We start from the raw sequence: 9482 nt of genomic DNA, 5'->3' as shown, positions 1-9482 counted from the left end.
CCCCGCCCCTCCCCGGGTGGTCTCCCCTGCGGGCGGTGCCCCCTATCTGGCCCCCACGCCCTGTGTTCACCCGCCCGTGGCACAGCGTTCCGCCGCAAAGGTTGAAATCTGGCCGCTGTCAGGAAAATTGAGCCTCTGGAGGGCCAGATGTCCCCGCAATCCGCCGGTCGGCGCCGAGTTCACCGTTCTGTCGCCGCCGGTCTTCCGCTGGCCGTCCTGGCCTCCCTCGCGGCGGCCTCTCCCGCGTCCGCCGGCTCGCGTCAGCAGCAGGAACCGGAGGTCGTGCGCACGGCGACGCTCGGCGACATACCGCTGGGCACGTTCAGCAATCAGCTGCTGCCGGGCACGGTGGCCGACGACCGCGCGGTGGACCTCGGCGGCATCGGCAGTGACCTTTACCCGACCGGCCGCAAGGACGAGTTCTGGACCGTCACCGACCGTGGCCCCAACGGCCAGATCAAGGTGGACGGCGTCAAGCGCCGGACCTTCCCCGTGCCCGGTTTCGACCCGGCGATCGTGAAGATCAAGGTGACCGGCACGACGGTGAAGGTGCTCGACTCGATCCCGATCACCACGCGCTCCGGCAAGGCGGTCACCGGCCTGCCGAACCAGGCGGGACGGGACGAGGCGCCGTACAACTTCAACGCCCAGCAGCCGCTGTCGTACAACCCGAACGGGCTCGACACCGAGGGCATCGTCCGCGCGGCGGACGGGAGCTTCTGGCTGGTGGACGAGTACGGCCCGTCGCTCGTGCATGTCTCCTCGGCCGGCAAGGTGCTCACCCGGTACGTGCCCAAGGGGCTGAACCTCAAGGGCGCGGACTACCCGGTCGTGGAGGCGCTGCCGTCGATCCTGCTCGACCGGAAGATCAACCGGGGCTTCGAGGGGCTCGCGCTGCTGCCCGGCGGTGACCTGGTGATGGCCGTGCAGAGCCCGCTTTCGGTGCCGGACCAGGACGCCGGGGAAGCCTCGCTCACCACCCGTCTGCTGCGCTTCTCGCCGAAGAAGCAGGCCGTCACCGCCGAGTACGCCTACCAGTTCGACCCGGTGAACGTCGTCGATCCGAGCGAGGACGACACCTCCGAGCTGAAGATCTCCTCGGTCGTCGCCGTGGGCCGGGACCAGTTGCTCGTCGAGGAGCGCACCGACAAGTCCGCGCGACTGAACCTGGTGCGTCTGAAGCCGTCCGCGGACATCCTGGGCGAGAAGTGGGACGACAAGACGACGTCGCCGTCGCTGGAGGAGCTGGAGGACCCGGCCGCCGCGGGCGTGCCGGTGCTCGGCAAGAGCCTTGTGGTCGACCTCGGCAAGGTCGACGGGGTGCCCGGGAAGATCGAGGGCGTCGCGCTCGTGGACGACCGCACGATCGCCGTCATCAACGACAACGACTTCGGCATGACGGACGGCGCCGAGGCGTTCGACACGCAGGGCCGGCTCGTGGACAGCGGGATCGAGACGAAGGTGACGTACGTCCGGCTGCCGCGCGACATCTGATCTCCGGTGATCCCTGACCGATCCCCGGCTGATCCCCGATGATCCCTTCCTGACATCCGATCGGCCTCCGGTTGATCCCCGGGCGGACCTCCTGCGCGGGTCGATCGGACCGTCCTCGTTCCCGCCCGGCGTGTTTCCCCTACGGCAGATCGCCCGCGTCGAACGAAGGCAGGCCGGACGGGAAGAGCGATTCGAGGCCGCTGGGCAGGTTCGTCGGGAAGTCGCTCGGAAAACCACTGGGCCAACCGCTCGGGAAGTCACTGGGCCAGTCGCTCGGGAACCCGCTCGGCAGGTCGGTCGGCAACCCCGAGGGCAAGGACGGCAGATCGGTCGGGAGATCCGTGGGGAGGCCCGGCGACGGGTCGGGCGACTCACCGGTTCCCTGGCCGGTGTCGCTCCCGGCGGGCGCGGGGCCGGACGGGTCGTCACCGTCGTTGGCCATGACCACGATCACCCCGACGGCCGCGACGGCCACCAGAACCGCCAGGGCGAGGATCAGGGGGTTGCGGCGCCCTCGGCGGCCCCCGGGATCGTAGGGGCCGCCGAAGTCGTCGGGCGTCGGTCCGAAACCGCCGCCCGGGGGCGGTGGGTTGCCGGGCGGCGGCGTGTCGCGCGGCGGCTCGGGCGGCTGCGGCGGTACAGGTGGCGTGGCCATGCCGTCCAGGATCGCCGCAGTGGGATCACCGGGCGACCCCCGCGCGGAGGTTGCTACGGACCCATGCACCGGACGGCACGATTCCGCAACACTCCGCGCGGCGGCCGGTCGGACGACCGGCCAGGCCTCGCCGGTGGCCGCCCGACCGTCCACGGACGCCCCTCACCGGCGCTGATCGACGGCCACCCGCGCGGACGCGCCCAGACCGTCCGGGCTCGGCCGGATTCGCTCAGTCCCGCGCCGCCAGCAGATGGTCCATCGCCAGCTGGTCCAGCCGCTCGAAGGCCATCCCGCGCGCGGCGGCGGCCTCCACGTCGAAGTCCTCGAACGACTCGCGGTCGGCGAGCAGCGCCTGGAGTCCGTCGGCGGCCGTGGGACGGGCCAGTTCGTCGAGACGGGAGTCCCTCAGGGCCTGCTGGACCTCGGGGTCGGCCCGGAAGGCCTCGGCGCGGTCCTTGAGGATGAGGTAGTTGCGCATACAGCCGGCGGCGGACGCCCAGACACCGTCGAGATCCTCGGTCCGCGGCGGCTTGAAGTCGAAGTGACGCGGGCCCGCGTAACCGGCGGTCTCCAGGAGGTCCACCAGCCAGAAGGCGGCACGCAGGTCGCCGGCGCCGAAGCGCAGGTCCTGGTCGTACTTGATGCCGTTCTGGCCGTTGAGGTCGATATGGAAGAGCTTGCCCGACCACAGGGCCTGGGCGATGCCGTGCGGGTAATTGAGGCCGGCCATCTGCTCGTGCCCGACCTCGGGGTTGACGCCGTACAGTTCCGGCCGTTCCAGGCGCTCGATGAAGGCCAGCGCGTGGCCGATGGTCGGCAGCAGGATGTCGCCGCGCGGCTCGTTCGGCTTGGGTTCGATGGCGAAGCGCAGGTCGTAGCCCTGGGAGGTGACGTACTCGCCGAGGAGGTCGAACGCCTCCTTCATGCGGTCGAGTGCGGCGCGTACGTCCTTGGCGGCGCCGGACTCGGCGCCTTCCCGGCCGCCCCAGGCGACGTAGACCTTGGCACCGAGTTCGGCGGCGAGGTCGATGTTGCGGATGGTCTTGCGCAGCGCGTAGCGGCGTACGTCGCGGTCGTTGGCGGTGAAGGCGCCGTCCTTGAAGACGGGGTGGGTGAACAGGTTGGTGGTGGCCATCGGGACGGTCAGGCCGGTCGCGTCGAGGGCCTGCCGGAAGCGCTTGATGTGCGATTCGCGCTCGGTGTCGGACGCTCCGAACGGGATCAGGTCGTCGTCGTGGAACGTCACCCCGTGTGCGCCCAGCTCGGCTAGTCGCCGGACGGTCTCGGCCGGTTCGAGCGCCCTGCGGGTGGCGTCGCCGAAGGGGTCCCTTCCCTGCCAGCCGACGGTCCACAGGCCGAAGGTGAACCTGTCCTCGGGGGTGGGCTGGTAGTTCATGCCGCGGCTCCCTTGCTCGCTGATGAATGTCCTCGCGCTGTGCCGATTCGGGTGCGCGTATGCGTCACCGATGTGCGCATGTCGTCGCCCCTATTTCGTCATGGCGCTTAACAAATTAGTATGCCGTCGCGTCCCTGGGAAGAGACATAGTTGTCCCGGGGCCGGGGAAACAGGCCGTAGCCCGGGACACCAGCAGCCGAGCCAGGACCCGCGCGCGTGCCGCGTGACGCGCGCCGTAGCAGAGGAGAGCCCATGTCAGCAGCCGATGGACCGCTCGTCGTCGGCGTGGACACGTCCACCCAGTCGACGAAGGCACTGGTGGTGGACGTGGCGACCGGGCAGGTCGTGGCGAGCGGGCAGGCCCCGCACGAGGTCAGCTCGGGGGCGGGCCGCGAGAGCGATCCGCGCCAGTGGTGGGATGCGCTGGGCGAGGCGCTGCGCCAGTGCGGGGACGCCGCGCGGGAGGCCGCCGCCGTGTCGATCGGCGGGCAGCAGCACGGGCTGGTCACACTGGACGCGCGCGGGGAGCCGGTCCGGCCCGCGCTGCTGTGGAACGACGTGCGGTCGGCGCCGCAGGCACGGCGGCTGACGGAGGAGCTGGGCGGGCCTAAGTTCTGGGCCGGGCGCGTCGGCTCCGTGCCCACCGCGTCCTTCACGGTCACCAAGTGGGCCTGGCTCGCCGAGCACGAGCCGGAGGCGGCGCGCGCGGTGAGGGCCGTACGCCTCCCCCACGACTACCTGACCGAGCGCCTCACGGGCGTGGGCACGACGGACCGGGGGGACGCCTCCGGTACGGGGTGGTGGGCATCGGCGACGGAGTCGTACGACGCCGAGATCCTCGCGCACGTGGGCCTGGACCCCGCTCTGCTGCCCCGGGTCGCCCGGCCAGGCGAGGTCGTCGGCACCGTGCGCGACGGCCACGACCTGCCGTTCGCCAGGGGCACCCTGGTGGCGCCCGGTACCGGCGACAACGCGGCGGCGGCGCTCGGCCTCGGGCTGCGTCCGGGCACGGCGGTGCTGAGCCTCGGCACGTCGGGAACCGTGTACGGCGTGGCGCGGCGCCGCCCGGCGGATCCGACCGGCACGGTGGCGGGCTTCGCCGACGCGCGCGGCGACTGGCTGCCGCTGGCCTGCACGCTCAACTGCACGCTCGCCGTGGACCGGGTGGCCACGCTGCTGGGCCTGGACCGGGAGGCGGTGGAACCCGGCACGTCGGTGACCCTGCTGCCGTACCTGGACGGCGAGCGCACCCCCGACCTGCCGAACGCCTCGGGGCTGCTGCACGGGCTGCGCCACGACACGACCGCAGGCCAGCTCCTCCAGGCGGCCTACGACGGTGCCGTCCACGCGCTGCTGGGCGCCCTGGACCTGGTGCTCGACCAGGACGCGGACCCGTCGGTGCCGCTGCTGCTGATCGGGGGCGGCGCGCGCGGCCGGGCCTGGCAGCAGACCGTACGGCGGCTGTCGGGGCGGCCGGTGCAGGTGCCCGAGGCGAAGGAGCTGGTGGCGCTGGGCGCGGCGGCGCAGGCGGCGGGCGTGCTCACCGGCGAGGACCCGGCCGCCGTCGCCCGGCGCTGGAACACCGCGCGCGGGCCGGTGCTCGATGCGGTGGAGCGGGACGAGGGGACACTGGCCAGGATCTCCGGGGTACTCTCCGACGCGGCACCGCTGCTGGAGCGGAGGCCGGAGGGCGGCTAGGACGTGTCTGACGGAGGTGCGTGGGTGGAGGAGCGGTGTTCCGTGCGTGCTCCCGGTGCGCGGGCGAAAGCTCTGGCAGCTCCGTTGCGGGGGCATTTGTCCGGTGCGGCCAGAATGCGTGCCGGACACCGCGACGCCGCGGAGATCCGTCCGACGTGCCTAGGGCGTGTCCGCGACGCAGGGTCGTCCGCCCGTGGGGCAGGGCTCGCGGCGTCCGGTACCGAGCATCGCAAGGCGGAGGGCTCCGTGTACTGGGCGTACGCGGGCGGGCCCGACAACGCCGCGCGGGACGGTGCCAGACGGGACTTCACGGACACGCCCAAGGGGCAGGGAGCGTACCGAGAGCTGCCTGAGCGTACGGAAAGTCGTCGAGGAAAGTCGTCGAGGACGGCCCGCGCGGGCGTCCCGGAGCCACTGAGGATTGACGGAGGCATGACCGCACCGCTGCACGAGGCACACTCAGCCGGTCCCGGACGCGCGCTGCCCGACACCCAACAGGGCATGCGGCGGCGCAATCTCGCGCGCGTGATGCACACCGTGAGCGCGGAGGGACCGCTGTCGCGTGCCGCGGTCGCCTCGCGCATCGGGCTGACCCGCGCGGCGGTGTCCACGCTGGTCGACGAACTCGTCCGCGCGGGCCTGCTCGACGAACTCGGCCCCGAACGCCCCGGACGGGTCGGCCGCCCTGGTTCGGCGCTCGCCGTCAGCGGACGCGGTCCTGCGGGGATCGGCGCGGAGATCGGCGTCGACCATCTCGCGGTCTGCGCGGTGGACCTGCGCGGACGCGTTCGGGCGCGGGCCGTACGGCAGGGCCCCAACCGCGGTCGTGCGCCGGAGCCGGTGGCCGAGGACCTCACCGAACTGCTGCGCCGGGTCGTCGCCGAGGCCGAACGCGAGGGGCTGTGGGCGGCGGGGCTCGCCGTGGCCGTGCCGGGCCTGGTCGCGAGCGACGCCCGTACGGTCGTCCGCGCCCCGAACCTCGACTGGCGCGACACCGATCTCGCCGCCCTGTTCCCGCCCGAGTTGCCGCCCGCCGTGGACAACGAGGCCAATTTCGGCGGGCTGGCCGAACTGTGGCTCGGCGAGGACACCCCGCGCGACTTCCTGCATGTGTCGGCGGAGATCGGCATCGGCGCGGCGGTCGTCGTGGACGGGCGGCTGCTGCGGGGCACCCGGGGATTCGCGGGCGAGTTGGGCCATGTCCCGGTCCGCCCGGACGGGCCGGGGTGCGCCTGCGGCGGGCGCGGGTGTCTGGAGCAGTACGCGGGCGGGGAGGCGGTACTGCGGGCCGCCGGGATCGAACCCGGCGAGAACCGCGTGGAACTGCTCGCCGAACGGGCCGAGCGGGGCGACGCGTATGTACGCCGCGCCCTGCGCGAGGCGGGCACGGCACTGGGCATCGCCCTGACCGGCGCGGTCAATCTCCTCGACCCCGGGAGCGTGGTCCTGGGCGGCGCGCTGGCCGCCCTGGCGCCCTGGCTGCTGCCGTCCCTGCGCGAGGAGCTGGACGGGCGCACGGCCGGACGGGCATGCCCGGTGACGGTGTCACGTCTGGGTTCGGAGGGACCGTTGCTGGGGGCGGCGCACTCGGTGGTGCGGAGGGTGCTGGACGATCCGGGGGCGGTGGCGGGACGGGCGTAGGACTGCCTGGGCCGGTAGGTGTCCTTGCCGTTGACCGACGCTGTGCGTGCTGTGGACCGGCGTCTGCCTTTGCCGTTGCCCGGCGGCTGCCGCCGTTGACCGGGGCCTGACCGTACCCCCTGACCGCCGCCGGTCCTGCCGTGGACCCGGACCAGCCCTGGACGCTGGCCCACACCCGCACTTCCACGCGACCGACACCTGCCCTTCCCGGCCTCCTTCCCCGGCCTCTGGCGCCTGCCTTGCCGCCGACGGTCAACGGCCCGTCGAGCCCCTCCCGAACCGCGGCCACCAGCCCGTCCACCGGCCGCAACCGTCAACACTGTCCCGCGCGTCACCCCTTCGGATGGCCGAGATATCCACAACCCCACGCCTGTCCACGGAAACCGAACCGGCCCGCCACCCGGCCGTTGCGCCGCCTACCGTGAATCACACGCGGCGCACATCGTGAGCGCTGTGGACGGAGGTGCGGGGCCGGTGGAACGGTCTCGCGTCGGCGCCGTCCCTCACCCCACCAGGACTGCGGGCACCGCCCGCCCCGGACCAAGACAGCGGACACCACCCGTCCCGGCAGATCGGAGCTGTGCAGTGACGAGCGACCAGCGGAACCCGCCCGCGAACCCCGGCCCCCGCCTCCCGACCGCCCCACGCCACCTGCCCGGCCGCCGCCACCTGCTCAAGGGTGCCGCCCTCGCCGCCGTCCCCTACGCCCTGCTGCCCACGCCCCGGGCCGGTGCCCTCGCCCCGGCGCCGGACTACGCACCCGCCGAGTGGCAGCCCGCCCACGACTCCAACTACACGCCGGCCGACCGCCCCACGGACCACCCGGTGGACCTCATCGTCATCCACGTCGCACAGACCACCTACGCCAACACCCTCTCCGTCTTCCAGCGCCCGAGCAAGGACGTCTCCGCGCACTACGTGGTCCGTTCCCGCGACGGCCATGTCGCCCAGTGCGTACGCGAGTCCGACATCGGCTGGCACGCGGGGAACTGGGACTACAACACCCGCAGCATCGGTATCGAGCACGAGGGCTGGATCGACGAGCCGGAGTACTTCACCGATGTGATGTACGAGAGCTCCGCGCGTCTGACGGCCGCGATATGTACCAAGCACGCGATTCCGAGGGACCGCGCGCACATCATCGCCCACCATGAGATACCGAGTACGGACCATACGGATCCGGGGCCGCTGTGGGACTGGGGGCGATTTCTGAGGCTGGTCGAGTCCGCCTGATCCCGGTCGAGTCCGCCTGATCCCGGTCGGCTCCGCGTGAGACTGGCCGAGTTCGCGTGAGACTGGCCGAGTTCGCGTGAGGCTCGTCGAGTTCATGTGAGGCGAGCCGACGCCCTTCGAGGCCCGGTGCCCGGCCCTCCTGCACCGCGCCCGGGACCACCAGAGCTTCCTCAAGTGGCCCTCGGGCGCGCGCAGAGGTCGGAAAGGGGTCAGTCCTGCTTCAGCGCCACCGCCCTGGCCCGCCACTCCTCGAACACTGCCACGCTCCGGAAGAGGGTCTGGAGGGACCCGATGATCCGCCTGATAGGTCCACGCAGATGCCTGCTGGCGGCACCGACCATGTTGATCAATCCCGTCGCCCCGGCGAAGTCCCCCGCCCTGGCCTGCACCTTTGAGGAGGTGCTGAGCAGATCGTCCAGGATGCCGGGCACGTTGTCCGGCCAGTCGGCGCGCGGGGTGTTCGCCGTCCATTCCAGGAACGCGTCGACGGCGACGACACCGGCCGTCATGCGCTCCGCGAACCGCTCGGCGGCGGACTCCAGATCGCGCGCCGGTCCGTCGATGGCTTTGGCCAGCCGGTTGATGATCGCCAACTTGGCACCGGTCGTCACCCCGCGGTGGCCGAAGCGGGTCATGTCCTCCCCGAGGAGTTCCAACATCGCCTTGAGGTCGGCCAACGCTGCCTCCACATCGGCCATGTCGCCCGAGATGGCCTGGAACTGCGCCTCGGCCTCCACCGCCAGGTCGATGAACCCGGGTGCGTCCGCGGCGTCATCCTCGGCCAGGGTGGAGAGGACAGACGTCGGCGGAGCGGGGGACGCCGGGGGCGGCGCGGACGGGGAGAGCGTGACCGGCGCTTCGCGGGAGATGTCGGCGAGTACGGCCGTCAGCTGCTGCCGAGCCCTGGTCGCGCCGGAGGAATGGGAGGGAAGCTCGACGGACGGGGTCCGCCCTGTCCCCCGGAGGGATCCGGGCCCTTCGGTGACGTGGACGGTGCAACGGCCGAGTGCGTGGCGCATCCCCAGCGCGAAGACGAGTTCCTCGTCCGATCCGCTGAGGTCCGCGACGACGATGTCCACTTCGGCGATCAGTCGAGGGAGATGGTTCTCGGGAAGCCCGGCGTCCATGAGCCGGTCGGCGCGGAGGAGCGTGAGCCCGAGCTGTTCACAGGTGGGCCGCACGACACTCTCGTAGAAGAGCGTGGACCGATGATCCTCCTCCGGGACGGAGGGGCAACCGAGCGAAGGGTGGCTGATAGGGGGGTGGTTGATGGAGGGGTGGCCGGGGGCGCCGTGGCCCGTTGATCGGATGGCGAGGCAGGTGAGCATGGCAGTCTCCTTCGGGAAGTTACGCGGGGGCACGGGG

General features: G+C 72.2%; 7 protein-coding genes. 4 read left to right on the top strand and 3 right to left on the bottom strand.

The features are described from left to right. Positions 1-147: 147 nt before the first annotated feature. Positions 148-1494, top strand: coding sequence for an esterase-like activity of phytase family protein (locus ACFXAZ_RS32240; RefSeq protein ID WP_384598346.1), 1347 nt, complete (start codon positions 148-150; stop codon positions 1492-1494). A 139-nt stretch (positions 1495-1633) separates the two neighbouring features. Here the strand turns inward: ACFXAZ_RS32240 and ACFXAZ_RS32235 are convergent, their stop codons facing one another. Both ACFXAZ_RS32235 and xylA read right to left on the bottom strand, forming a co-directional pair. After that, positions 1634-2149 (bottom strand): hypothetical protein, encoded by a 516-nt coding sequence (locus ACFXAZ_RS32235; protein WP_384598344.1) that lies wholly within the window; start codon positions 2147-2149, stop codon positions 1634-1636. A 229-nt stretch (positions 2150-2378) separates the two neighbouring features. Then, positions 2379-3545, bottom strand: a complete 1167-nt coding sequence (gene xylA / locus ACFXAZ_RS32230; RefSeq protein WP_384598342.1) for a xylose isomerase — start codon at positions 3543-3545, stop codon at positions 2379-2381. Between the two features lie 252 nt (positions 3546-3797). Here xylA and xylB point away from each other — a divergent pair, with 252 nt between their 5' ends. The 3 genes from xylB (at position 3798) to ACFXAZ_RS32215 (ending at position 8117) form a co-directional block, all read left to right on the top strand. Further along, a complete protein-coding gene (gene xylB / locus ACFXAZ_RS32225; protein ID WP_384598340.1) occupies positions 3798-5243 on the top strand; it encodes a xylulokinase in 1446 nt (481 codons plus the stop codon). Between the two features lie 432 nt (positions 5244-5675). Next, positions 5676-6884 (top strand): ROK family protein, encoded by a 1209-nt coding sequence (locus ACFXAZ_RS32220; protein ID WP_384598338.1) that lies wholly within the window; start codon positions 5676-5678, stop codon positions 6882-6884. Positions 6885-7469: 585 nt separating this feature from the next. Beyond that, entirely contained in the window at positions 7470-8117 is a 648-nt protein-coding gene (locus ACFXAZ_RS32215) for an N-acetylmuramoyl-L-alanine amidase (protein ID WP_384598336.1), read from the top strand. A gap of 209 nt (positions 8118-8326) precedes the next feature. Here the strand turns inward: ACFXAZ_RS32215 and ACFXAZ_RS32210 are convergent, their stop codons facing one another. Then, complete coding sequence (locus ACFXAZ_RS32210) at positions 8327-9445, bottom strand: hypothetical protein (protein WP_384598334.1); 1119 nt, start codon at positions 9443-9445, stop codon at positions 8327-8329. Between the last annotated feature and the right edge of the window lie 37 nt (positions 9446-9482).

The organism is Streptomyces sp. NPDC059477 (assembly GCF_042749375.1).
Taxonomy (GTDB): domain Bacteria; phylum Actinomycetota; class Actinomycetes; order Streptomycetales; family Streptomycetaceae; genus Streptomyces.
The sequence above is the reverse complement of the archived record's forward strand: the minus strand, read 5'-3'. Positions and strand labels throughout refer to the sequence as shown.

Coding starts and splice junctions, on each gene's coding strand:
- ACFXAZ_RS32240 (WP_384598346.1), top strand. CDS start 148: ATGTCCCCGCAATCCGCCGGTCGGCGCCGAGTTCACCGTTCTGTCGCC.
- ACFXAZ_RS32235 (WP_384598344.1), bottom strand. CDS start 2,149: ATGGCCACGCCACCTGTACCGCCGCAGCCGCCCGAGCCGCCGCGCGAC.
- xylA (WP_384598342.1), bottom strand. CDS start 3,545: ATGAACTACCAGCCCACCCCCGAGGACAGGTTCACCTTCGGCCTGTGG.
- xylB (WP_384598340.1), top strand. CDS start 3,798: ATGTCAGCAGCCGATGGACCGCTCGTCGTCGGCGTGGACACGTCCACC.
- ACFXAZ_RS32220 (WP_384598338.1), top strand. CDS start 5,676: ATGACCGCACCGCTGCACGAGGCACACTCAGCCGGTCCCGGACGCGCG.
- ACFXAZ_RS32210 (WP_384598334.1), bottom strand. CDS start 9,445: ATGCTCACCTGCCTCGCCATCCGATCAACGGGCCACGGCGCCCCCGGC.